The sequence below is a fragment of the Microbacterium murale genome (genome assembly GCF_014635185.1).
Classification (GTDB): domain Bacteria; phylum Actinomycetota; class Actinomycetes; order Actinomycetales; family Microbacteriaceae; genus Microbacterium; species Microbacterium murale.
The window spans coordinates 150284-175033 of record NZ_BMCM01000002.1 but is presented as its reverse complement, the minus strand read 5'-3'; the positions used below and the strand labels follow the sequence as shown (position 1 = coordinate 175033).

The 24750-nt window shown below is 66.1% G+C and carries 16 protein-coding genes; 10 read left to right on the top strand and 6 right to left on the bottom strand.

The window, feature by feature from the left end:
- The first annotated feature begins 13 nt into the window (after window positions 1–13).
- From IEV67_RS07260 to IEV67_RS07235, 6 genes are all read left to right on the top strand, one after another.
- A complete protein-coding gene (locus tag IEV67_RS07260) occupies window positions 14–1303 on the top strand; it encodes a CDP-glycerol glycerophosphotransferase family protein (protein WP_188435924.1) in 1290 nt (429 codons plus the stop codon).
- A 50-nt stretch (window positions 1304–1353) separates the two neighbouring features.
- Window positions 1354–1590, top strand: a complete 237-nt coding sequence (locus IEV67_RS07255) for a type II toxin-antitoxin system Phd/YefM family antitoxin (protein ID WP_188435923.1) — start codon at window positions 1354–1356, stop codon at window positions 1588–1590.
- Window positions 1590–1976: a type II toxin-antitoxin system VapC family toxin gene (locus IEV67_RS07250; protein ID WP_188435922.1), complete on the top strand. Its 387-nt coding sequence runs from the start codon at window positions 1590–1592 to the stop codon at window positions 1974–1976. The genes IEV67_RS07255 and IEV67_RS07250 overlap by 1 nt, the downstream gene beginning before the upstream one ends.
- Window positions 1977–2009: 33 nt before the next feature.
- Complete coding sequence (locus IEV67_RS07245) at window positions 2010–2774, top strand: biotin--[acetyl-CoA-carboxylase] ligase (protein ID WP_188435921.1); 765 nt, start codon at window positions 2010–2012, stop codon at window positions 2772–2774.
- Window positions 2775–2850: 76 nt separating this feature from the next.
- Complete coding sequence (locus tag IEV67_RS07240; protein WP_229702877.1) at window positions 2851–3405, top strand: PH domain-containing protein; 555 nt, start codon at window positions 2851–2853, stop codon at window positions 3403–3405.
- Between the two features lie 122 nt (window positions 3406–3527).
- On the top strand, window positions 3528–4670 hold the full coding sequence (locus tag IEV67_RS07235; RefSeq protein ID WP_188435920.1) for a 5-(carboxyamino)imidazole ribonucleotide synthase: 1143 nt from the start codon (window positions 3528–3530) through the stop codon (window positions 4668–4670).
- A gap of 85 nt (window positions 4671–4755) precedes the next feature.
- Here the strand turns inward: IEV67_RS07235 and IEV67_RS07230 are convergent, their stop codons facing one another.
- Window positions 4756–12006, bottom strand: coding sequence for a metallophosphoesterase (locus IEV67_RS07230; RefSeq protein WP_188435919.1), 7251 nt, complete (start codon window positions 12004–12006; stop codon window positions 4756–4758).
- A 284-nt stretch (window positions 12007–12290) separates the two neighbouring features.
- On the opposite strand from IEV67_RS07230, the gene purE reads away from it, so the two are divergent.
- Window positions 12291–12758 carry a 5-(carboxyamino)imidazole ribonucleotide mutase gene (gene purE / locus IEV67_RS07225; protein WP_188436322.1) on the top strand — a complete coding sequence of 156 codons (468 nt, stop codon included), beginning with the start codon at window positions 12291–12293 and terminating at the stop codon, window positions 12756–12758.
- Complete coding sequence (locus tag IEV67_RS07220) at window positions 12755–14206, top strand: LCP family protein (RefSeq protein ID WP_229702875.1); 1452 nt, start codon at window positions 12755–12757, stop codon at window positions 14204–14206. The genes purE and IEV67_RS07220 overlap by 4 nt, the downstream gene beginning before the upstream one ends.
- Window positions 14207–14347: 141 nt before the next feature.
- Here IEV67_RS07220 and IEV67_RS07215 read toward each other — a convergent pair whose 3' ends face one another.
- A complete protein-coding gene (locus tag IEV67_RS07215) occupies window positions 14348–14869 on the bottom strand; it encodes an LAVTG motif-containing sortase-dependent surface protein (protein ID WP_188435918.1) in 522 nt (173 codons plus the stop codon).
- A 149-nt stretch (window positions 14870–15018) separates the two neighbouring features.
- The gene (locus IEV67_RS07210; protein ID WP_188435917.1) at window positions 15019–16779 is read right to left on the bottom strand and encodes a DUF4012 domain-containing protein; all 1761 of its coding nucleotides are present in this window, start codon (window positions 16777–16779) and stop codon (window positions 15019–15021) included.
- Between the two features lie 67 nt (window positions 16780–16846).
- On the opposite strand from IEV67_RS07210, the gene IEV67_RS07205 reads away from it, so the two are divergent.
- Window positions 16847–17920: a glycosyltransferase gene (locus IEV67_RS07205; protein ID WP_188435916.1), complete on the top strand. Its 1074-nt coding sequence runs from the start codon at window positions 16847–16849 to the stop codon at window positions 17918–17920.
- A gap of 48 nt (window positions 17921–17968) precedes the next feature.
- Here IEV67_RS07205 and IEV67_RS07200 read toward each other — a convergent pair whose 3' ends face one another.
- The 3 genes from IEV67_RS07200 to rfbA are packed head-to-tail and all read right to left on the bottom strand — an operon-like array spanning window position 17969 to window position 21245.
- Window positions 17969–19381 (bottom strand): sugar nucleotide-binding protein, encoded by a 1413-nt coding sequence (locus IEV67_RS07200; RefSeq protein ID WP_188435915.1) that lies wholly within the window; start codon window positions 19379–19381, stop codon window positions 17969–17971.
- Window positions 19378–20376, bottom strand: a complete 999-nt coding sequence (gene rfbB, locus IEV67_RS07195) for a dTDP-glucose 4,6-dehydratase (protein WP_188435914.1) — start codon at window positions 20374–20376, stop codon at window positions 19378–19380. The genes IEV67_RS07200 and rfbB overlap by 4 nt, the downstream gene beginning before the upstream one ends.
- On the bottom strand, window positions 20373–21245 hold the full coding sequence (gene rfbA / locus IEV67_RS07190) for a glucose-1-phosphate thymidylyltransferase RfbA (protein ID WP_188435913.1): 873 nt from the start codon (window positions 21243–21245) through the stop codon (window positions 20373–20375). The genes rfbB and rfbA overlap by 4 nt, the downstream gene beginning before the upstream one ends.
- Before the next feature lie 135 nt (window positions 21246–21380).
- Between rfbA and IEV67_RS07185 the strand changes: the two genes are divergently transcribed.
- Window positions 21381–24725, top strand: coding sequence for an LGFP repeat-containing protein (locus IEV67_RS07185; protein ID WP_188435912.1), 3345 nt, complete (start codon window positions 21381–21383; stop codon window positions 24723–24725).
- Window positions 24726–24750: the final 25 nt, after the last annotated feature.

The window sequence follows — 24750 nt, the reverse complement described above, 5'->3', positions numbered from 1 at the left end:
GTACTCTTGTCATGTGGGTGCTGTAAAAGATGTCAAGAAGGCGTATCGCCTGCTGCGCAAGGCGGTGCGCTCGCGCATGGCGGTGCAGCGCGTCAGACGCACCCTCGAGGCGATGCCTCCTCATCCGGAGCAGCACTACAGGGTCGCGGTGTACTTCGCAGACGGTGCGGTGAACATGTACCAGATGCGCCAGTGGTACCGCCCGCTCGCCGAACTCGACAAGCTCTGGCCTGTGGTCGTGCTCGCGCGCAACCCGATCGGGGCGGAGCACCTCATCGCGGAGGATGCGCCGCCGGTCGCGTTCGTGCCGACGGTGCGCGATCTTGAGCGCTTCATCCGCGACCAGGACATCCGCGTCGTGCTGTACGTGAACCAGAACACGCGCAATTTTCAGATGTTCCGCTACGGCCGGCGCTGGCACGTGTTCATCAACCACGGCGAGTCCGACAAGATGTACATGACGACGAACCAGTACAAGGCCTACGACTACGCGCTGGTCGCAGGCCAGGCCGCGCGTGATCGTCTGTCCCGTACGCTCTGGGACTACGACGTCGACCGCCGCACGATCGAGATCGGGCGTCCGCAGGCCGATCACTTCTCGGGCACGCTGCCCTACTCGCCCGATGAGCGCGTCGTCGTGCTGTACGCCCCGACGTGGGAGGGCGATCGCCCCAGCGCGCACTATGGATCGATCGTCACTCATGGCGAGACTCTCGTAGGTGCACTGCTGGCGACCGGAACGCACCGTGTCGTCTATCGTCCTCACCCGCGCAGCGGCGTCGTCGACGACGAGTACGGTGCCGCACACCGACGAATCATCGCGGCGATCGCTGCGGCGAACAATGCGGACCCCCGCGCACAGCACGTCTACGACGACGGTCCAGAGCTCGGCTGGCAACTCGCCTCCGCCGACGTCGCGATCGTCGACATCTCGGCGATGGTCTACGACCGTCTCGCGGCCGGCAAGCCCCTCATGATCACCCGCCCGGTCGACGAGCGCGCGTCAGTCGACACCGGCGGGTACCTCTCCGACTGCGAGTGGCTGAGCGCGGATGCCGCGGCCGACGTCGTGCGCGAAGTCGAACGCGTCCGTGGCGACGAGGACGCCATCAAGAAGCTGCGCATGTGGGTGCAGCGTTATTTCGGCGACACGACGCCGGGCGTCGCCACCACGAAGTTCCACGCCGCGATCGCTCAGCTGATGGCCGAGTGGGATGAGTGGCAGATCCGCGAGATGGGCACGATCAAGTCCGACGAGGACGACGACGACGAAGAGGACAAAGACGAAGAGCTCCACGGTTGAGCCCCCCGGAACCTCTTTCAGAGCGGGCCCGACTTAGCTAAGCTAGGACGATGACCCAGATGAACATGCACGAAGCGAAGAGTCAGCTCTCTTCGCTGATCGCACGCGTTCTCGAAGGCGAGAAGGTCACGATCGCGCGTGCGGGCCGACCGCTTGTGGACATCGTCCCTCACCGTGAGCTCACTGTCGTCTACGGTCTCGCGGCAGACGAACCCGAGCACGATACGTCGTTGTTCGACGGCGTGGACGACGAGATCAACGAGCTGTTCTACGGGCGACGCAGCTGATGCTGCTCGACACGAACGCGCTGATCTGGCTGGTGCACGACAGCCCCCGACTCGGTCAGGCGAGCCGCAGGAGCATAGATGCCGCGACTCAGGTGCACTACTCGTCAGTATCCGTCACCGAGATCACGATCAAACACATGCTGGGGCGTATGTCGCTGCCCGGGGGTGAGACGTTCCCCGAGATCTTCCGATCGTCGGGCCTGACCGAGCTTCCGCTGCTTGCTTCACACGCCCGGACCCTGCTGGGATTCGAATCTCTCGCCAGGCATGATCCGTTCGATCGGCTTCTGCTCGCGCAGGCCAAGCAGGAACGGTTCACGTTCTTGACCAGCGACGCGACGCTGCTTGCGTTGGACGAAGACTGGATCAGCGATGCGCGACTCTGAAGCCGGACACTCCCGCTCCGTAGACTGACGGTCATGCAGTTCCCAGAGGCCGAAGCCGTCGCATCCCGTTTCGAGGTGATCGACGAGTCCGCATCGACGAACGCGGCATTGCGCGTGCTCTCGTCCGACACCGAGGCGTGGCCGCACCTGTCGGTGCTCCTCACCGACAACCAGACGGCCGGAAGGGGGAGGCTCGACCGCTCCTGGGTGTCGCCGGCCGGCTCCGCGCTGGCGATCTCGGTTCTCCTCCGAGACCTGCCATCCTCGCCGGAAGCGATGGGATGGATCCCTCTCATCGCCGGAGTGGCGATGGCGCAGGCCGTCTCCGCACAGCTCCCTGGTCACGACGTCGGCGTCAAGTGGCCGAACGACGTCCTGGTCGACGGGGGCAAGATCTGCGGCATCCTGGCCGAATCGACCGGTGACGCGGTCATCGTCGGCGCCGGCGTCAACACTGCGATGACCGGGCAGCAGTTGCCGGTTCCCACGGCGACGTCGTTCGCCGCCCTGGGCGAGAGCGCTGACGCCGATCTGCTCGTCGCCGCATATGTCGGCCGGTTGGGCGATCTCGTCGCGTCGCTCGTCATGTGGGGGGATGCTGTGCGCAGCGGCGTGCACGCCGCGGTGTCGGCGCGCTGCGCCAGCCTCGGACGAGAGGTCGACGTCTCGCTGCCAGACGGCACGGTCCTGCACGGCACCGCGCTGCGCCTGGAACCGGACGGGCGGCTCTGCGTCAGCAGTGACGGCGTCGAGCATCTGATCGCGGCGGGCGACGTCGTGCACGCGAGCCTCAGGTGAGCGAACATCCCACCGCCCGCGCGGGACACGCCGACCGCTGGCGGACGATGTCCGTGGTGCCAGGCACAATGGAGTGGTGACCCAGCCCGTGACACTCGGAGGGCGGCCGATGATGCCGCCGCCAGGCGCACCCGCCGAAGAGCTTCTCATCGCGCGGTTCCGCGGTCATGCGCGGGGGCTGTTCTGGTCGGCCTTGCTGCTCATCGCGGTCGCTGGCGCCACTGGCTTCTTCTACGGCAACCTTCCTGCCGGTTTCGAGGACTGGATGCTGATCGCCGCAGCTGCCGCCCTGGTGCTGTTCGGCGTGCTGATTCCGTTTCTCATCTGGGCATCGCGCAGTTATGTGGTCACCACGCGGCGCGTGGTCGTGCGCGAGGGGATGGGCGCGCGACGGAGTCGTGAGATGTCCCACGTGCGCGGGTACTCGATCGGCGTGCGGCGGGGTGTCGTGCAGCGCATGTGGGGTGCGGGAACCATCACACTCTCCAACGGGGTCGACACCCCGTTGCGGCTCGCGAACGTGCCCAACGTCACACTCGTGCACGAGGCTCTGGCGGATCAGATCGAAGTGAACCAGATCCTCGCTCACCGCGACGCGCAGTCGATGTCCGATCCCGACTCCGACCACTGAGCGCACCCCTCCTTCGCGGGTCGTTGAGCGAGCGCAGCGAGACGAAACGCGTTGAGCGAGCGCCAGCGAGTCGAAACGTCCCACGCCATGCGAGAGAATGGACGCGACGAACGGAGATCTCGATGGCGTTGCGTGTAGGAGTGATCGGCGGCGGACAGCTGGCCAGGATGATGATCGCTCCGGCGGTGGAGCTGGGGCTCGACATCCGGGTGCTGGCTGAGACCGAAGGGATGTCGGCGCAGTTGGCGGCGACCGCAGTGGGGGACTATCGCGACCTCGACACGGTGCGCGCGTTCGTCAAGGACGTCGACGTCGTCACGTTCGATCACGAGCACGTGCCCCAGGACGTTCTGCACGCGCTTGTCGCCGAAGGAGTAGCCGTGCATCCGGGTCCGGACGCCCTGCAGTACGCGCAGGACAAGCTCGTCATGCGTGCGCGCCTCGCCGAACTCGGCGTGCCGCAGCCGGATTGGGCCGCCGTGCGCAACGCCGCCGAGCTGCAGACGTTCCTCGACGACCACGGCGGCAGGGCCGTCGTGAAGACCCCGCGTGGCGGGTACGACGGCAAGGGCGTGCGTGTCGTGCGCGCCGCTGAGGACGCCGCCGACTGGTTCGATGCCCTCGCAGCCGACGAGACGACCGGCGCAGGCGATGCGCTGCTCGTGGAAGAACTCGTGTCGTTCACTCGCGAACTCGCTCAGCAGGTCGCGCGCCGGCCGAGCGGACAGGTGGTCGCGTACCCCGTCGTGGAGACCGTGCAGCGTGACGGGGTCTGTGCAGAGGTCTTCGCACCCGCACCGGGGACGAGTGAGCGGCTGGTGCAGGTCGCCGAGGGGATCGGGCGGCAGATCGCAGACGGACTCGGTGTGACCGGGATGCTGGCGGTCGAGCTGTTCGAGACGGACGATGAGCGCATCCTGGTCAACGAGCTCGCGATGCGCCCGCACAACAGCGGACATTGGAGCCAGGACGGAGCCGTCACCGGGCAGTTCGAGCAGCACCTGCGCGCGGTCGCCGATCTTCCGCTGGGCGATGCCTCGCCCCGTGCGGCATGGGCGGCGATGGTGAACATCCTCGGTGGCCCTGCTGAGGGCGCATTCGAAGACCGCTTCGACGCCGCGATGTCGGAGCATCCGTCGGCGAAGATCCACACGTACGGCAAGGCCGCACGCCCGGGGCGCAAGGTCGGTCACGTGAACGTCGTGGGCGACGACCTCGACGACGTCGTCTACACCGCGCGCGCCGCAGCCGCCCACTTCGCCTGAGTTCGGCGGGTCATTCAGCAACGCAGAACGCCTCCCTGCCTTTCGACGGGCAGGGAGGCGTTCTGCGTCGCTCAGACCGTTCCGATCACTCGGTGAGTGCCATCCGACGGCGTCGGATCATCAGCACCGCGCCGAGGGCGAGCACGAGCATCGCGCCTCCCGCGACCCAGCCGAGCCAGGCGTAGTCGGCACCGGTCGCAGGCAGGTGGCCGCCGACGCCCTCGTTCGGGTCGACGTTTCCGCCTGCGCCCCCGTCGCCTGCACCGCCGTCGGCTCCCGCGCTGATGAGGATCTGCGCGGAGGCGATGACGGTTCCGTTCTGCATCACGATGACCTCGTGCACGCCGGCGGCGACGGATGCAGGGATGCTCGCCGTCGCGCTGAACGCGCCGGCACCGTCCGTCATCACGTCGCCGAGCGACACCGGGTCGGAGTGCAACTCGAGCGCGTACTCGCTCTGTGCCGCGAAGGCGGAGCCGTTCACCTCGATCGTTCCGCCGGGGACGAACGAACCGGTCACCGAGATGCTCGGCGAGGGTATCTCATCGCCGATGAGCACGATCTCGACAGGTTCGGAGTTCTCCGACCAGCCCGCGGCGTTCTCCGCGCGCACCGTCACCGCGTGAGTGCCGACGGCGAGCCCGCTGACATCCGCCGAGAGTGTGCTGCCGTCGACGGTCGTCGTCCGGTCGCCGACGGTCACCTCATAGCGGAGTACTGCCGATCCGCCATCGTTCTGCGGAGGAGTCCAGTTCACGCGCACCGTGTCGGCGGCGACCGCGGATGCAGTGACGTCCTGGGGTGCGCTCGGACGCTCGGCGTTGTTCTCCGCGATGGTGAACAGCGATACCGGGCTGCGAGTGACGTTGCCCGCGGCGTCCTTGAGGTCGGCATACCACTCGTACTCGACCCCGGGAACGGCACCGCTCAGCACCATCTCCACCTTCTCATCACCGACGCTCTCCACCGAGGCTCCGACCTGCACAGGGTCGCCGACGGCGAGCGACAGCGACGAGGTCGCCACCGTCCGTGTCGTGGATCCGCCCAGGTCGAGTTCCAGCACGAAGTTCTCGGATTCGGCGCCGTGGAATCCAGGAATGGTCGTCTCGTCGATCACCTGGTGCCACGGCCCGTCCGAGGTCGTCGCGTCAAGCAGGGGCGAGTACGTGTTCGCGTAGATGAGGCCGTTCTCGGAATCGATCGACAGGTGACGGAGGAACTCCTGCCCGCCGTAAACGCGTCCCTGGTAGTCGGTGAGGATGCCGTACGCGATCGATCCGTCCGCCCTCGTGTACGACGCCACCCCGGTACCGGTGATGTGGCCGCCGAGCACGAGCTTCACGTTGGAGTAAGGCGCGATCAACTGGTCGGTGATGTTCCCGTTCGACCAGTTGTTCGCACCGGTGTTCACGGAGTTGTGCATCGCCAGGATCACGGTGTGATCCGGGTGGGCCGCGATCACGTCCGCAGCCCACGCGAGGCCCGCATCGCCTGCGTTGTCGGATGAGAAGAAGCCGACCGTCAGCATCAGCAGGTTCGCGCCGTCCAGCTGGCCCGTGTAGTAGTAGTTGTCGATGTTCTGGCTCTCGCCGAACGTCCACTCACTTCCTTCGAGGCTCGCCGCGAACCTCTCCATCGGGTAGTACTTCGGCAGCATCACCCTGTTGTTGCGAGGGTCGGAGTAATCGTGATTTCCCCACGAGATCATGTACGGCAGATCGGCGTCCTCGATGAGCGTGACCGCCTCTTCGGCGTTTCGCCACTGGTACTCCTGCGACAGATACTCGCGGTTGACGAGATCGCCGGCCTGCAGCACGAGGCGGGTGTTGCGCTCCTGCGCGCGCTTGGCGACGTAATCGAACTGGTCGACCATGAGTTCCGGCGTCGCCTGCGCGTACAACTGCGTGTCTGGCACGTGGTCAAGGCCCCAGTCGTAGTCGGCGCGCTCGGGCTCGACCGTGTAGTCGGTTCCCTCCGCCCACGGCGACGAGTCGAGGCCTCGCCAGATCAGCAGCGACACCGTCCGCTCGGATGACACCGCATTCTGCGCGGCATCCGCCGTGATGTCGAGGGCGAACTCCTCACCGTCCGCCGCCGACCCGCTGTCTTCGAGCGCCCAGGTCGAGGTCACTGCGTCCCACAGATAAGCGGATACCCGACGGTCGTCTCCGGTACCTGCCCACGCGAAGTGCAGCTGCTCCTGAGCGGCCTGCTCCTCGGTGAGGGCGATCTCGTAGATCTGGAACGGGTTCGCATCGTCGCCGACGGTGGTCGGGCGAAGATCCGCTGTGACGGCGCCGCTGTCGGGCAGCAGCGCATCCGGTGTGCGGTCGGCGGTGGACCCGGTCCGCACAGTCGTGTTCTCGGCCGTGAGCGGCACGGTGGCGTTCGCGTGGAACGTCGTCGAGAGCCGCTCGCGGTCGTCTGAGTCGGGCTCGACCGTCAAGGTGATCTCCGCGTCGTCGCCCCGGGCGGCAGACGAGTCATCGCTCACCGCTGGGCTCAGCGGCGCGGACGTGTCGGAGACGTCCAGATCGATGCTCACCTCCGCAGAGGAGCCGGCGCGCTCAGCTCGCAGTACGAGGGTCTGCGCGCCGATGGCGTTGACCGGCACCGTGATGGTGAAGGCACCGGCGTCCTGCGGAGTGCGCGAGACCTCCTCACCGTCGACCACGGCGACGATGTCGGCGCGCTGCGAGAGCGTGCCGGTGACGTCGACGAGACCTGCCTCGATGGCGCTTCCGGCACTCGGGCTGCCGACGACGAGCGTCACCGGTTCGCCCGAGTGCGAGACGATGTCGCTGTACGCGACGACGTCGCCGAGGAGGTTCTCGTAGCGGAACCGTTCGAAGTCGGGGGAGAAGGCGACTCCGGCGATCTGCACGTCGGACACCGACCCGGTGAAGGGGGAGGAGAGCGTGTCGTCAGCCGTGAAGTAGTCGCCGATCGTGGTGAGCACGCTGCTGTCCCCGTAGGTCGACCGGTACTCCACCATCTGCGAGTGCACCTCCTCGCCGTCGATGAACACCGTGTAGGTCATCCCGTCGTAGGTCTGGGTGACCAGGTGCTTCTCGCCGTCTGCAGGGAAGTCGAACTGGTTGTTGAGATCCACGGTGCCGAACTCGAAGCTGTTCCCGGCCAGACGAGCACCCACCCTGCCGGACTCGGCGATGATGCCCTGCCACAGGGTGGCCACACCCTCAGTGCCCTTGGGCTCCTTCGCGACGATCGGCGCGTTCCCGGTGAGCGCGGCGCGCTGTTCTTCGGTGAGGGAGACGACCGAGCTGATCGCGATGCGGTCCTGGTCGCCGCCGACGTCGCCCGCGTACTGCAGCCGTCCGCCGCCGAGCTGCGCGACGCCGTCGCCATCGGCGTCGATCGTCACCGTCGGTGCGTCGCCGACGAGTTGACCGTGGCGGGTGCCGGTGGAGTCGATGAGCGATTCGTCCGCGGTGGGCGCGGAGGCGAAGTGCTCGACGAGCGAGTAGTCCTCTGCCCATACGGCGGTCGGGTCGTTCTCGTGCTGCTCGGTGCCGTAGTAGGCCCAGAACGTCGTGGCGCCTGAGGCGACTTCGGGCAGGCGAACCCAGACGACCGAGGTGCCGTCGGGGTTCCACGACTCCACCTCGAACGGAACCGGCAGCCCCTCGGTGGTTGTGAAAGCGATCCGCTTCGGATCCGATTCGCCGGTCGCGGTGAGTTCGATCCGCACCGGTACATCCGTGAAGCCGGTGCGCGCACCGTTGGTCACGGTGATGGCCTGGCGGCGCTCCGCGTCGGTCTGCGACCAGGCGATCTCCGAACCGTCGGTGGCGACGGCGCCGGTCAGCTCACGGATGCGGGCCTCCCGCTCCTCGAGACCGGTGAGGTTCGCGAGGCCGCCCTGCTGTGCGGATGTGAGCGCATCGACGCTCGCGCGCACGGCTGCGACAGCATCCGCATCTGACGTCTTGAGTACGTCCACGCCCGGCAGCGCCTCGATCTGCGCGTCGACAGGGCTGATCTCGCGATCGATGCCGAAACTCTCGAACAGACGAGGCTGTCCCTTGTCTCGGATGTCGTACACATCGACGGTCAGCCGGCCCTCGGTGACGTTCACGGAGACGAAGTTCTCCGTGCTCTGCTCACCGGTGCGGTCGAACAGCTGCAGATACGCCTCCAGATCGATTCCGCTGCCGGCGGTCGTGGACTGGGTGTAGTGCTTGGCGCCGGCCGTGTTCGGCAGGAAGTAGATCGTGCCCTCAGCGTCGACGGTGTACTCGGTGCGCTTTCCTGCGACGATCTCGGTGATGACGTCGGTCTCGACGACCGCTGCGTTCTCGACGCCGTTCGGGTCGGAGACGAGTTGCTTGGTGCGGCTCATCACGTGGTCGTGGCCCTGCAGCACGAGGTCTATGTCGAGCTCGTCGATGAGCGGCACGAGGGCGTCGCGCATCGCGATGATGTCGCCGTCGTCGAGGTGATTCGCCGTCGTGTACATACCCTTGTGCATCGTGACGATGATCCACTTGGCGCCGCGCTCGCGCGCTTCGGTCACATCCTGACGGAGCCATTCGATCTGCGCGTCCGATACTGACTGCGTGCCGTCCTCGTTGGTGTTCAACATCGCGAAGTGCGCGTCGTTGTAGTCGAAGGAGTAGTACGCACCGGTGGTCGTGTCCTGGCCGTTCGCCGCGTCCAACGCGAAGTGATCGACGAATGCGTTGGTCGCCTGGTCGTGGTTGCCGGACACCGGGGCGATCGTCGTTGCGAGCAGGCTCGAGCGTGCGGAGTCGAGCAGATCGATCCAGTCCTGTTCGCGGTCGCCGTTCTCCACGACGTCGCCGTTGTGCATCAGGAACTCCGCCGACGGCACTGTCGCCAGCGCCTTGCTCATGGTCGACGCCGACAGTTCGGCCTCCGCGAGGTTCTGCGACTGCGTATCGGTGAGATCGATGAAGGTGAAGTCGGACTCGCCGTCGCTCGTGACGAAGCTGCCGAGGCTGCTCCAGTTCTGCGAGTCTGGGTCACCCAGACGATAGAAGTAGCGCGTTCCCGGAGTCAGGTCCGTCGCGGCGGCCTGGTAGAAGGTCTCGCCGTCCTGGCTGGTCTTGCGCTCGGCCTCGACGACGAGGGGGTCGGTGAGCTCGCGCGAGGTGGACAGCTGCACGGCGCCGGTCTCGCCGAGCGTGGCGTACCAGGTGAAGGCGCGCTGCGCAGTGGGGTCGCCGAAGAACGTGGTCGTGATTCGGTTGGGGAGATCGCCGGCGTGCACGAACTTCGGCACCGGATGGCCGAGATCCGCATCGAAGGTCCAGTTCTGCGCGAAATCCCAGCCGAGCTCTTCGTACGTCGCCTGTTCGCCGAGCGAGGCGGCGTCGGTGTCCGCACCGTGCTGGTCGGTCGCGGTGCCTGCGACGGGCGAGCCGGCCACCGCGATCTGCGAGTTGGCGAGGTTGCCCGAGAGCTTGGCGACCCGGTAGGCGCCGTCGCTCTGGTAGAACCCGAGGATGCGCCCTGCGAAGCCGGGAGCGGTGCCGCGGTAGTCGACGCCGCCGGAGAAGGCGACATTGTCGGTGATCTCGATCGCGTTGCCGCTGCCGGGGTAGGCGACGACGAGGGCGGCATCGATGCCACGGGTTCCTGTGCCGCCGTCGGCGATGGATACGACGGTGGCCGACACCAGGTTGCGGCGGACGACGCTCGAGTTGTGGGCGTATGAGCTGATACCGGCCGGCATCTTCTTCGCGGTGATCGATCCGTCGACCCAGCTGTCCTGAACACGGCTCGCTCCGCGGAGCTCTGCAGCGATGCCCGCGACCTTCTCGGCGTTCTCGCCCTGCAGGTCGGCGCCGATGACGCTCACGCGCTCGATGGTGGCATCGGTCGCGACCACGGCGAGTCCGCCGATCCAGTCGCCCTCGGAGTCGCTGCCGCTGTGCGCGGTCACGCCGTCGAGGACGAGATCGCGGACAGTGCCTCCGGTGAGCGCGCGGATCAGTGCGAGCCGCGGCGATGCCGCGCTGGCCGCGTAGGTGATGTTCGAGATGGTGTGGCCCTGGCCCTCGAGCACCGCCGTGAAGTCGTCGATGCCGACGAATGGCCCGCGGTCGGCGAAATCGAGATCGGCGACGAGGGCGAAGTCGGTCGCTTCGGTGTATCGGGCGTTGCCTGCGTTGATCTGCTCGGCGAGGAACTCGAGATCTGATGCGGTCGCGACTTCGAACGGTGCCTCTGCGGTTCCCGCGCCGTTCAACGTGTACGCGTACTTGGGCACCGGATGACCGAGCACCGGGTCGAAGGCCCAGCGATTCGCGAAGTCCCAGCCCAGAGCCTCGTAGCTCGCCTGCGTCGCCAGTTCGGCCGGGGCTGCGTCGGTGCCGTGCTGTTCCTTGGTGCCGGGGCCGGTGACCCGTGCGCCGGAGATCGTGATGTCGGTGCTGGCGAGGTTGCCCGACGCGGTCCAGCCGTCGTAGGCCGTGTATCCGACGATCCGTCCGACGAAGCCGTCGATCTTGCCCTCATAGGTGATCGATCCCGACAGCGCGACGTTCTCGGTGAAGCTGCTCGAGTTCGGGGTTCCCGGGTAGCCGACGACCATGCCGGCGTTGTTGCCCTTCTGCCCCTCGCTGCCGCCCCCGATCGTCATGGTGATGTCCGCCGAGACGAGGTTGCGTGCGATGACGGTGCTGTTCTTCACGTAGGCGGAGATGCCGGCCGGCATCTCCGCAGCCGTGATCGACGCATCGACACGGTTGTCGGTGATCGTTCCGCCGTCCGCCTCGGCGACGAGCCCGCCGACCTTCTCGGCGGATGCCGCGCTGAGTTCGGCGTTGATGACGGAGTTCCCCGTGATCGTTCCCCCGACCGAGATGACCGCGATTCCCGCGACGAAGCCGGTGCTGGTGCCGTTGTCGGCTGTCACCGAATCCAGCGTCAGATTCGTGACCGTTCCGCCTTCGAGTCGCTGGATGAGTCCGAGACGGCCGTCCTGAGCGCTCCTGTCCCCGTAGACGATTCCGGTGATCGAATGCCCCTGTCCGTCGAGCACCCCCTTGAACGTGTCGAGGCCGTGAAGCGGCGCCTCGCCCGCCATGTCGATGTCGCCGACGAGGTCGATGTGCGACGCGCCACGAGTGCCAGGGTCCTCATTGATCCATTCGGTCACCGATCGCAGTTCGGCTGGTGTGTCGATCTCGTACGGGGCGGAAGCCGATCCGTCGCCGTCGATGCCGACCGGCGCCGCGGCGAAAGCGGTGGTCGGGATCATCGGGGCGACGAGGGCGCCGATGACGGCGGCCGTCATCGCCAAGGAGCCGAGTTCTCTTCTTCTCGTGCGGTGCTCGCTGAGGGACATCAGGAGAGTCGCCTTCCGATCTTTTGTTGAGGTCAGGGGAGCCAGGGCACCGAAGATGACTGCCGGTCCGGGCCGGTGCCCAGTCGACCGGCGTCCGGTGACCGGCGTGGGCCGCAGCGATGACATGGATCGGTCGCGGGGATGAACAGCGGATGGACGGCGGCGCGGTTCGCGAAGCGGCTGAGAAAGCGCGCGCCGTTCAGGAGAACCCGGGCAGCAGAAAGTACCCTGGGGACGTGACTGAGCCACTGCACTCCTCCGCTGCGCCCGTCGTCGGCGTCGTGATGGGATCCGACTCCGACTGGCGCGTGATGAGCGACGCCTCCCAGGCCCTCACCGAATTCGGCATCGCGCACGAGGTCGAGGTCGTCTCGGCGCACCGCACGCCAGACAAACTGATGCAGTACGCGCGGGATGCGCGGGGCAGGGGCGTCCGCGTCATCATCGCCGGCGCCGGGGGAGCAGCGCACCTGCCCGGCATGCTCGCGTCGATGACTCCGCTGCCGGTCGTCGGGGTTCCGGTGCCGCTCGCATACCTCGACGGGATGGACTCGCTGCTCTCGATCGTGCAGATGCCGGCCGGCATCCCGGTCGCCACAGTGTCGATCGGCGGTGCTCGCAACGCCGGCATTCTCGCGGCTCGTATCCTCGGCGCATCGGATGCTGCGATCGCGGACCTGCTCGAGGAGTACGCACGCACGCTCGAGTCGCAGGTCGCGGAGAAGAACGAACGACTGAAGGGCTCCCTGTGACAGTTGCCGCTCCCAGTGCGGCGATACGGAGCGGGCGCCGTCTGATCGAGACCCGTCCACTGCGCAATCCCGATGCGGCCGATCCTGCTTTCATGGGGCGTCGCGGGTGGTGGCTGGTCGCGATGAACGTGCTGGTTCCCGGATCCGCGCAGGTCCTCGCCGGCGGTAACCGCCGACTCGGCCGGTTCGGCCTGGTGGCCACGCTGCTGAGCTGGTTCCTCGTGGTGCTCGCGGTCGTCTCCGCACTGTTCTGGCGTTCGGTGCTCATCTCGGTGGTCACGAACTGGTTCGTGCTGACGCTGCTCCAGGTGCTGTTCGTCGCGTACGCGCTGCTGTGGATCGTGCTGACCTTCGACACTCTGCGGCTGGTGCGCCTGGTGAAGGTGCCGTCTGCCTCGCGTCTGGCGATTCCGGTCGTGGCGCTGATCATCGTGGGGCTCCTCGGCGGGGGAGCCGGCTACGCGGCCACCGTCGCAGGCTCCAGCAAGGGAGCGATCGACGACATCTTCGGCCAGAGCGGTCCGAGCGTCGAGCCGAGCGACGGTTACTACAACATCCTGCTCCTCGGCGCAGACAGCGGCGATGGCCGCGACTCGATGCGCTTCGACAGCATCTCGGTGGTGTCTGTCAACGCCACCACCGGTGCGACCACGATCTTCGGAATACCGCGCGAGCTGCCGAACGCGCCGTTCAGCGAGGACAGCCCGATGCAGGCGCTGTACCCGGACGGTTTCGAGGGGCACTCGTCGTCATCGTGCGGTTGGAACGGCTGGATGAACCACATCCGCTACGCGGCCGAGGTCTGTCGCGATGACGAGGGAGCCGAGCTGTATCCGGATGCTGCCGCGCACGGTTCCGCGCCGGGCATCGAGGGGACGAAGGATGCCGCGGAGGGAATCCTCGGGATCGAGATCCCGTACTACATCTTCATCGACATGAACGGCTTCGCCGCCATGATCGATGCCCTCGGCGGCGTGGACATCAACGTCACGGAGCGTCTGCCGAAGGGCGGCCCGCCGGAGGGCTGGACCGGCACCGACGTCAACGAGTGGGCGATCGGCTGGATCGAGCCGGGGCAGCAGCACATGAACGGCGACACCGCCCAGTGGTACGCCCGTTCGCGGTACACGACCAGCGACTGGGATCGCATGCAGCGCCAGCGTGAGCTGCAGGTCGCGATCCTCGATCAGTTCACGCCCGAGAACGTGCTCACCCGGTTCAACGACATCGCGTCCGCCGGCACGGTGCTGGTGGACACCGACCTGCCCAGGGACAAGCTTTCGGAGTTCTTCGATCTGATGGTGAAGGCGAAGGAGCTGCCGGTCACGTCGATCGAGCTCGTGCCAGAGAACGGCGTCGACGAGTTCGAGCCCGACTACGCCTTCATCCGCGATCTCGCGCAGCAGACGCTGCATCCACCGACGCAGACGCCGACCCCGACTCCGTGACAGGGGGCCCACTGCTCATCGCCTATGGCGATGAGCAGCAGGCCTTCCGGTTTGCACCGGCCGACACCGGACGACGACAGTCGGAGGGGGAGGGACCGTCGCCGCCCGGCGAGTGGTCATCGCGTTACGCGGTGACCAAACCTATGCACGCTTGCGCCGTGCGATACCTGCTGCGACGAGCACTCCGCCCGCAGCGAGAGCGGTGATGCCGCCCCCGATGATCCACGGCGAGACTTCGCCGCCGGTGGTTGCAAGTCCGACCGCGGGGTCGTGATTGCAGCTCACAGCGGCGTCGTGTCCGCTGGATACCGTGATCGTCGCGGTGTAGGAGCGCGAGCCGCTGAAAGTGACGTCGTACGAGCCGTTGCCGTCGGCCGGCGGCAGGAACGAGAGTTCCAGGCTCCCGTCGTCGTTCGCGACTCCGCCGGAGTACGACGCCCCTGCGGCGTTCGCTCCCGATACTCCCACCTCGACACTCTCACCCGGCGCGAAGTACCCGGCGCCGAACACGATGGCCGAGGACTCGCAGACGTCGACGACGGGATCCTCGACGGTGACGCCTGGTGGATCGGCGTACGAGCCGGTTTCGGCGGAGGCGACAGCGGGTGCGGACAGCACCAGCGCGCCAGCGGTCAGGCATATGACCACCAGTTTCTTCAACATGGTTTCTCCCCCAGAGAGACACACATGGAATCACACTCGAACACACCCCTGCATTCGACTGCGTGAACTCCTCCTGCCCCCACGGCAGGATGGTTGAGTCCGATATTCCCCAGTGGTGATGACAATATCCGACCGGGGCACCGTTGTCACTACTCGCAGGTGAATTCCGCGCGTGTCGTGTCCGGTGTTCCGATCGTCGGGGTGTGCTGCAGTCGGGTGAGGCGGTCGCCGGCGCCGGTGCCTGTGAAGGAGACGGTGACCGTGGTCGACTCGCCTGGTTCGAGGAGAACGGTGTGCTGCACCACGCTGCGCGTGCCGAGAGTGGTGGTCTGCACCCCCTCCTCGGCGCCGTCGCGATCGACCGCGCGCACGTTCGCGCCCTCTGGACCGTAGATGGCGATCATGGTGCGCACCGAACCGGCGTGCACGCCGTATATGCCGTTTCCGGTCACGTACTGGGGGAGCGTCTGCTCGGCATCGGCAGGAGCGCCGTTGGTCCAGGTGACGCGCACCTGGGTGGTGGGCTCTCCTCGGCAGACACCAACGGCGGTGCTGATCGACGCTTCGGTGTAGTAGTCCATTTTGGCGCCCGTGGCGTCGTTGAGGAGCACTCCCACGTATGGTCCGCGCGGGCCGTCGACCGGAAGAGTGCCGCCGAGGGTGGACGCGGCGAGCAGCGTCTCCTCTTCGGGGTGTGCGCTCCAGATCCGGATGCGGTTCTCTTCCGCCGCGACCGCGAACGCTGCGATGAGCTTCTGAGGGTCACCGCGGGTCAGCGCAGCCGCGAACAGCTCGTTCGCGGCCTGTGCGAAGACGGCATCCTGCTCGACGGGGTCGGGGAATGTCGCATAGACCTCGGACAGCAAGATCGACAGGATCGTCTCGGAGTTCGCAGTGAACGGTCCGAAGGTGATGTCACCGGTTGCTTCGAGCAGGTGCGCGGCCACGACGGCATCGATCGCGATGACGCCGTCGACCTTCTGGCCGAACTGCATTTCCCAGCGCAGGGCGAGCATCGCGCCGGCTTCGGTGAAATCCGGGATGCTGGTGATGTTCTGCACGTAAAGCCCGGGGCCTTCTGCGAACAGGGCGACCGTTGATTCGCTCAGCGGAAGGGGATCGGTGAGCGGCGGAAAGTCTGCGGTGGAGGCCTGTTGGACGACACTGATCGTTCCGCGTTCAGCGCGCATCAATGCGAGCGAACCGACGATTCCGCCGTCCGACCGCAACTCGGCGTTGTTCTGCATCGCAACGACATAAGTGCGCGGTCCGTCGGCGCCGAGCATGGGCGGCAGCAGCACGGAAGCGCCGTGGAGCGCACCGACGACAGTGGCCGCCTCGGTGACGACGTCGCGCATCTCGCGGACGGCATCCGCCAACGGCGGCAGCGCGGCATCGGCATTGATCTGCTGGGCCTGCGTCTCCGCAGCGCTGAGCGTGGCGCTGGCAGCGGCGAGGGGCGCCTCGACCTCGGCGAGGGGAGCGAGATCGATCTTGGATCCGGTGAACCCGAAGCTCGCGAGGTCGATGCCTCCTGCGATCTCGAGCACGGGCGCGACAGCATCCGAGGCGACGCTGTCGGCGACCTCGGCGACTTCGCGCACGGCGGTGAAGTTGGCGCCCAGCCACGGGACGAACTCGAAGCCACGCCAGATCGGATCGGAGGTGAGGTCGTGTGCTGTGGCGGCGTGCTGCGCGACGCGAGGCGCAACCAGCTCCGCCCTCTCGAGCTCCCCGTCGGCGATGAAGCCACGCATCTGCGAGGCGGAGCTCGCGACGGCCTGCATCTCACTGACAGCGCTGATACCGCGGATGGCCACCCAGCCGATCGCGAGAATGAGCAATGTCACAACAGCGCCGATGACCCATCGGATCCATCGGCGCTGCACGGGAAGTCGGCCGTCACTCACCCCTGCATTCAAGCATGGACCGGCGTCACTCGCGGGTTTTCCTGGACGTCGCGGATACTCTGTGGTTATGGGTGCCCAGTTGCGTGTCGTTCTCGACCAGATCACACAGGTCATCGACCCGGATCAGGCGACCGCCGCGCTGGACCTTACGGCGGGCCTGGTCGCCACGGCGCCGTCGGGATGCACGGTGGAGGCCATCGTGCCCGCCGGGGGAGCGGCCGATCTGGTCGGACTCGCAGGCACGCGTGTGCTTCCGCTGGGGCGGCGCGAGCTCGCAGGCTCCTGGCAGCTCGGGATCGTGCCGGGCGTGGGGGGCGGGCTCATCCACGCCCCGACGCTCATGGCGCCGCTCGTCAAACACGATCGTCTGCACCACGACGACCAGGTCGCGGTCACGGTCTGGGACCTGCAGGCGTGGGAAGCACCGGAACTGAAGTCGAAAGGCGCTGTCGCGTGGCAGCGCGGGATGCTGCGTCGCGCGTCCAGGCACGCCGACGTCGTGGTCGTTCCCTCTCACTCCATGGCGGAGAGGATCGGCTCGTTCGCGAAACTCGGTGATCGGGTGCGGGTGATCTCTGGCGCGGCCCCGGAAGGGTTCGGGGTTCCGGTCGACGCAGCGCAGCGGCGGACCGCGATGGCCCTCCCGGAGCGCTACGTCGTGCTCACCGGTTCGGCCGAGAGCCTGGAATCCGGCTTCCGGGCTGCGGCTGCCGCTGACGTCGACGCCGTCGTTCTGGATGCCGCGGATGGTGCGGAGCCGCGACTGGTGGAGATCGCGTCTGCCGTCGGGCTGCCGGAGCGTCGCGCGCACGTGCGCGGCACACTTCCTGCCGAAGACCGTGCCGCCGTGTTGGCCGGCGCCGCAGCGTTCGTCGCGACCAGCGCTCTGTCGGCATGGCCGTGGCGGGCGATGGAGGCGATGTCGCTGAGCGTGCCACTCATCGCGGTCGACAGCGGAGTGCACCGCGACGTCATCGCGGAGGGCGGCTCGCTGGTCCCGCCCGAGGAGCTTTCCGATGCGCTGGCGGATGCCGTCGGTGCGGGCGGAAAGCGGCTCGGAGTGCTCGCGGGGGACAGGGCACGGGCCTTCTCGTGGGCGAGCGCGGCGGAGCGGGTCTGGGCGCTGCACGCGGATCTCTGACGCAGGTCGCTCGCTCGGGTCATGTCGGTGCCATGCCCGTTGTACCGATCAGGGGCCGAGATATGCCGCGAGGGCGTCGCCTCCGTCACGCGGTGTGAATCCGGTCGCAGTGATCTTGGTCAGATCCAGGACGCTGTTCAGCGGGCGAGGGGATACCGGCGCAGTCGCGTTCGCGAAGTACGCGGCTGTGGTCACATCGCTCACGCGTGAAGGGTCGTTCTCGGTCAGTCGGAAGACCTCGCGGGCGATGTCCGCCCAGGAGAGTTCAGTGCCGGTACACGTGACGTTGTAGGTGCCGTAGTCGGCACTCACCTCGAGCAGGTGCACGATCGCATCCGCGATGTCGGTCGTGAACGTCAGTCGTCCGATCTGGTCGCTGACGACGCTCGGATCGATGCCGCGTTCGGCGAGCGAGGCCATGGTGCGCACGAAGTTCTTGCCTTCGCCAATCACCCAGGACGTGCGTACGATGTAGTGCCGTGACGCGGTCTGGGCGGCCAGGTCGCCGGCCGCTTTGGACTGCCCGTATACGCCGAGCGGCGCGAACGCGGCGTCCTCGGTGTAGGCGCCGTCCTCAGTGCCGTCGAACACGTAGTCGCTCGAGACGTGCACGAGTGTGATGCGGTTCTCATTGGCGATGCGTGCGAGGGCAGCGACGGCCACAGCGTTTGCCTGCCATGCGGCAGCACGCCCTTCGGGCGTCTCTGCGGCATCGACAGCCGTGTACGCGGCGGCGTTGATGATCGTGCCGTAGTCGCGCCAGCGTCGCGCCCGCGCGATGTCGGGGGCTGTGACGTCGAGTTCGGCACGGGTGGCGTACTCGATGTGTGCGGCATCGCCGAGACGAGCACGCAGTGCGCGACCGAGCTGCCCGCCTGCACCGAGTACCAGCGTCTTGCGCGGGGGAATCGGGCTGACACCTGCCAGCCGCGGGTGCGACTTGTCCTTCTCGGAGATCTCGACTTCGCTGAGCGGGATCGGCCACTCGATGGCGGCCGTCTCATCTGCGAGGTTGAGGAATGCGTATTCGGCGGCGGGCGACCAATGGTCGTTCACGAGGTAGGCGTATGCCGTGTCGGGTGCGAGCGTCTGGTACGAGTTGCCGACTCCGCGGGGCACGAAGATGGCTCTCGAGGGGTCGATCTCGGTCGTGAAGACGGCGCCGAAGCTGGGGCCCTCGCGGAGGTCCACCCACGCACCGAAGATGCGTCCGGTCGCGACCGAGATCCACTTGTCCCATGGTTCGGCGTGGATGCCGCGGGTCGTGCCGACCTCGTCGTTGAAGGAGATGTTGTTCTGCACCGGACCGAAGTCATCGAGCCCGAGTGCGGTCATCTTCTCGCGCTGCCAGTTCTCCTTGAACCAGCCGCGCGAGTCACCGTGCACGGGCAGCTCGAACAGCACCAGTCCGGGGATCGGGGTCTCGATGCGCTGCAGCTGCTTGCCGAAGATGTCGCTCACTGGCCCTTCCCCGCGTAGAACGCCTCGGTCGCGTCCTTGCTGGGCGCCCACCAGTCCTCGTTCGCGCGGTACCAATCGATCGTCGCGGCAAGGCCCGACTCGAAGTCGCCGTATGCAGGTGTCCAGCCGAGTTCCGTGCGCAGTTTGGTCGAATCGATCGCGTAGCGCAGGTCGTGCCCGGCGCGGTCGGTGACGTGGTCGTACGCGTCTGCAGGCTCACCCATGGTGGTGAGGATCAGCTCGACGACGTCCTTGTTGTTCTTCTCGCCGTCCGCGCCGATCAGGTACGTCTCACCCATCGCGCCCTTGTCGAGGATGGTCAGCACGGCGGAAGAGTGGTCATCGGCGTGGATCCAGTCCCGCACGTTCTCGCCAGCGCCGTAGAGCTTGGGGCGGATGCCGCGGATCACGTTCGTGATCTGACGCGGGATGAACTTCTCCACATGCTGGTAGGGGCCGTAGTTGTTCGAACAGTTCGAGATCGTCGCCCGCACTCCGAACGAGCGCACCCACGCGCGCACCAGCAGATCGGATCCGGCCTTCGTCGACGAATACGGCGAAGACGGGTTGTACGGAGTGGTCTCGGTGAACCGCACCGGGTCATCCAGTTCAAGATCGCCGTACACCTCATCGGTGGAGATGTGATGCAGACGGGTGTCGTGGCGGCGCGCAGCCTCGAGCAGCGTGTAGGTGCCGACGATGTTCGTGTCCAGGAAAGGGCGAGGGTCGTCCAGCGAGTTGTCGTTGTGGGACTCTGCCGCGTAATGCACGACCGCATCCGTGTTCGCGAAGAGTTCGTCGACGAGCGGCGCATCCGTGATGTCACCGTGCACGAATGCGACCCGGTCCTCAGGCAGCCCCGCCAGCGATGCCCGGTTACCGGCATACGTCAGCGCGTCGAGAACGGTCACGTGGTCGTCGGTGTTCTCCACAACGTGATGCACGAAGTTCGAACCGATGAAGCCCGCCCCTCCCGTCACGAGCAGACGGCTCATACGTGTCCTCTCCTGAGCAAGTCCAGCAGGTAGGTGCCGTAGCCCGACTTCACCAGCTTGTCCGCACGCGCGCGCAGCTCGTCATCTGTGAGATACCCCTGACGCCACGCCACCTCCTCGGGCACACCGATCTTCAACGCCGTACGACGCTCCATCGTGCGCACGTAGTCCGCGGCGTCCGTCATCTGATCGAATGTCCCGGTGTCCAACCACGCGGTGCCGCGCGGCAGCACCTCCACCTGCAGCTTGTCCCGCTCCAGATAGGCACGGTTGATATCAGTGATCTCATACTCTCCGCGCGCACTCGGCTCGAGGTTCTGTGCAATCGCCACCACGTCGTTGTCGTAGAAGTACAGGCCGGGCACCGCGTAGTTGCTCTTCGGGGACGCGGGCTTCTCCTCCAGAGAGATCGCCTTGCCCTCACCGTCGAACTCGACCACACCGTACGCCTGAGGCTCAGCGACCCAGTATGCGAAGATCGCACCTCCCTCGATATCGGAGAACCTCTTGAGCTGCGTGCCCAGGCCCGGTCCGTAGAGCAGATTGTCTCCGAGCACGAGGGCCACATTGTCATCGCCGATGAAGTCCGCGCCGATCGTGAACGCCTGTGCGAGTCCATCCGGAGACGCCTGCTGCGCGAAAGTGAGATTGATTCCGAACTGCGAACCGTCGCCCAGCAGACGTTCGAAGTGCTCCGCGTCGTGCGGCGTCGTGATCACCATGATGTCCCTGATACCCGCGAGCATCAGCGTCGACAACGGGTAATAGACCATCGGCTTGTCGTACACCGGGATCAGCTGCTTCGAGACGCCGAGAGTGATCGGGTGCAGCCGAGTACCCGAGCCGCCCGCGAGAATAATGCCCTTCACGAGTCCATCGTGGCACATGGATCGCGCGAGTCGTGAAGCTGGTGAGAGACGGTGAATCCGCGCGACACGCGGCGTTTCTCTCCAGTTTCTCTGGTCGCAGTGGCATCATCCCGTAACTTCCGCCACACTAGTCACATGTCTCGACCTGCCCCACGCTCTCGAAACGCGCTCAACATCGCGCGATTCCTCACCGTCCTCGTTGCTGTGACGGCTGTCGTGGTCGGCACTGTCGCGCCGGTGGCGGTGGCCACGGCATCCGCCTCGCAGAGCACGACCGCCAGCCTCGCGCGCACCGCAGGCGACCCCGCGCAGACGGGAATCGTCAAGACTTCGCTCGCCGGCTTCAGCGCGGGAAACATCATCAGCGATGCGGTGTTCACCAACAAGAGCACCATGACAGAGGCGCAGATCCAGAGCTTCTTCAACGGCAAGGTCTCGCGATGCCAATCGGGTTATGTCTGTCTGAAAGACTTCAAGATCAGCTCGGTGAATCGTCCCGCCGATGCGTACTGCAGCGGGTACACCGGCGCGGCGAACGAGTCCGCCGCGCGCATCATCTATCGGGTGGCGCAGTCGTGCAACATCAATCCGCAGGTGCTCATCGTGATGCTCCAGAAGGAGCAGGGGCTCATCAGCCACACGTGGCCGAGCTCGTGGCGCTACGACAGCGCGTTGGGGCAGGGCTGCCCGGACACTGCCCCGTGCGACCCGAACTTCGTCGGCTTCTTCCACCAGATCTACGGCGCAGCGCGCCAGATGCAGATCTACATGGAGGGCAAGTGGTTCCAGTGGTACGCGCCGGGTAAGACCTGGGGCATTCTGTACCACCCGAACGCTTCGTGCGGACGAGGAAACGTCTATGTCGCGAACAAGGCGACTGCGGCGCTCTACTACTACACGCCGTACCAGCCGAACGCAGCTGCCCTGAAAGCCGGATACGGCGAAGGCAACAGCTGCTCGAGCTACGGCAACCGCAACTTCTACAACTACTTCACGGACTGGTTCGGGTCGACTCAGGCGATCGACCCGCTCGGGACGATCAACCGGCAGTACGTTGCACTCGGCGGAGCGTCCGGCGTGCTCGGCAAAGCTGGAGCGGAACCGAAATGCACGGCTACAACGACTCGCTGCACATGGTTCTACGCGAAAGGCGTGATCACGTGGACGCGGGCTCTCGGCGCTGTCACTGTCTACGGGGATGTGTACACGGAGTACGCGGCGCAGGGCGGTCTTACAGGCAAGCTCGGTTACCCGGCGGACACTCCGAAGGCCGTGACGGACCCCAACGGCAACGGAATCACCCAGAAGTTCGACAAGGGGTGGATCCATTCGTCCGCGGCGGGAGCCTTTGCTTCCTCCAGCACGATCATGACTGCCTACAGCGGTGCAGGCTGGTTGCGAGGCACGCTCGGATGGCCGAAGGGGGCGGAGAAGTGCGACACGCTCGGGTGTCTGCAGACCTTCGCAGGCGGGGTAATCCGTTATAAGACGGGCCAGAAGGCGTATGTCGTGCCACCCGTGGATAACGCGAAGATCAAGAGTGCGTACACGGCCCAGGGCGGCAACTCCGGACTCCTCGGATACGCCGTCACCGCGACCACGAACGTCGTCGATCCAAACGGCGATGGATACGCGCAGAAGTTCGATGGGGGGTGGATTCACTCCTCGGCGCGCGGTACCTTCGTTTCGTCGAATACGATCATGACGGCGTACAGCAAAGTCGGCTGGGTCCGCGGCGCCTTCGGCTGGCCTACCGGCCCCGAGAAATGCACCAGCACCGCGTGCTCGCAACCCTTCGAGAATGGCGTGTTGCAGTACGAAAAGGGTGGAGCGGCCGGACCAGCGGCAACTGTCACCAACGCTGCGATTCTTGCTACTTACAAGGCGTCAGGCGGTGCCTCAGGGCCGTTGGGCTACCCATTGCACAATTCGCAGCGGGTGACTGACCCGAACGGAAACGGCTACATCCAAGTCTTCACTGGTGGGTGGATCCACTCCAGCACGCGCGGTACCTTCGCGAGCTCATCTCAGATTATGGCGGCGTATTCCGCCGCTGGATGGCTGCGTGGACGCCTCGGATGGCCGACGTCCGCAGAGAAGTGCACTGACCTCGGCTGCACGCAAAAGTTTGCGAATGGCACCCTCACGACTGCGACTGCTGGGTCGGACAATACGAAGTTGAATCAGGCGATTCGCACGACGCACCAGAATGCCGGCGGAGTCACAGGTTGGCTGGGTGCTGCGATGATCGCGGTTCAGCACATCGTGGACCCCAATGGGAACGGTGATGTGCAGAGCTTCGCCGGTGGGTGGATTCACTCGTCGGCGGCTGGCACTTTCACCTCGTCCAGCCGCATCATGTCCGTCTACAGCGCGGCGGGCTGGCTGCGCGGGACGCTCGGATGGCCGACGGGTGCGGAGACGGCCGTCTCGGATCCGAATGGGAACGGCGTCGCCCAGAAGTTCAATGGCGGGTGGATCCACTCGTCGGAGTCGGGGTCCTTCTCGTCTTCGACACAGATCATGACGGCCTACAGCGCCGCAGGCTGGGTCCGCGGGACGCTCGGATGGCCGGCGGGCGCGGAGACAGCAGTCTCGGATCCGAAGGGTAACGGCCTCGCTCAGAAGTTCGACGGCGGTTGGGTTCACTCATCGAAACAGGGGACGTTCTCCTCGTCGACTGCGATCATGAAGGCCTACAGTGCCGCAGGCTGGTTGCGCGGACCACTTGGCTGGCCGGTCGGTGCTGAAACATGTTCCGCTGGGAAGTGCGCGCAGGCCTTCTCGGGGGGAACAATCCGATACCAGGTCGGCTCCCCGGCAGTCGTGATGCTGACTTCCCAGAATGCTTCCATCCAGCGCGTCTATAGCGAGGCTGGCGGCGCTGCTGGTCCGCTCGGACACGCCGCAACAGCACTGCAGACAGTGACCGATCCAAACGGAAACGGTTATGCTCAGCGATTCGACGGCGGGTGGATTCACTCATCGGCGACGGGAACATTCGTCTCGTCCACGGCGATCATGGAGACATACAGTGATGCCGGCTGGCTGCGCGGTGCGCTCGGATGGCCGGTTGGAGTAGAGAAGTGCACGAGCGGTGATTGTGTCCAAGCGTTCGCAGGTGGCACCATCCGAGTAGGCGCGGCGGGCGGCATAAAGGTTTATCTAACAAACGAGAATCGGCGAATCTACGACGTGTACACCGCGGCCGGCGGCGCGGGTGGTCCGCTGGGGAACGCGGCATCGTCCCTAGTGACGGTGACAGATCCGAACGGCGACGGCTTCGGACAGGCGTTCGATGGCGGATGGATTCACTCGTCCAAGTACGGAACATTCGCTTCGTCGACCTCGATGATGACGCTCTACAGCGCGCGCGGATGGATCCGAGGAGAGTTGGGTTGGCCGACCAGCGCTGAAACTTGCCAGGCCGGTACGTGCTCTCAGAAGTTCGTGAATGGCACGCTCTCGTACAAAAAATAGGGAAAGGACGCTCGGATAGACTGGC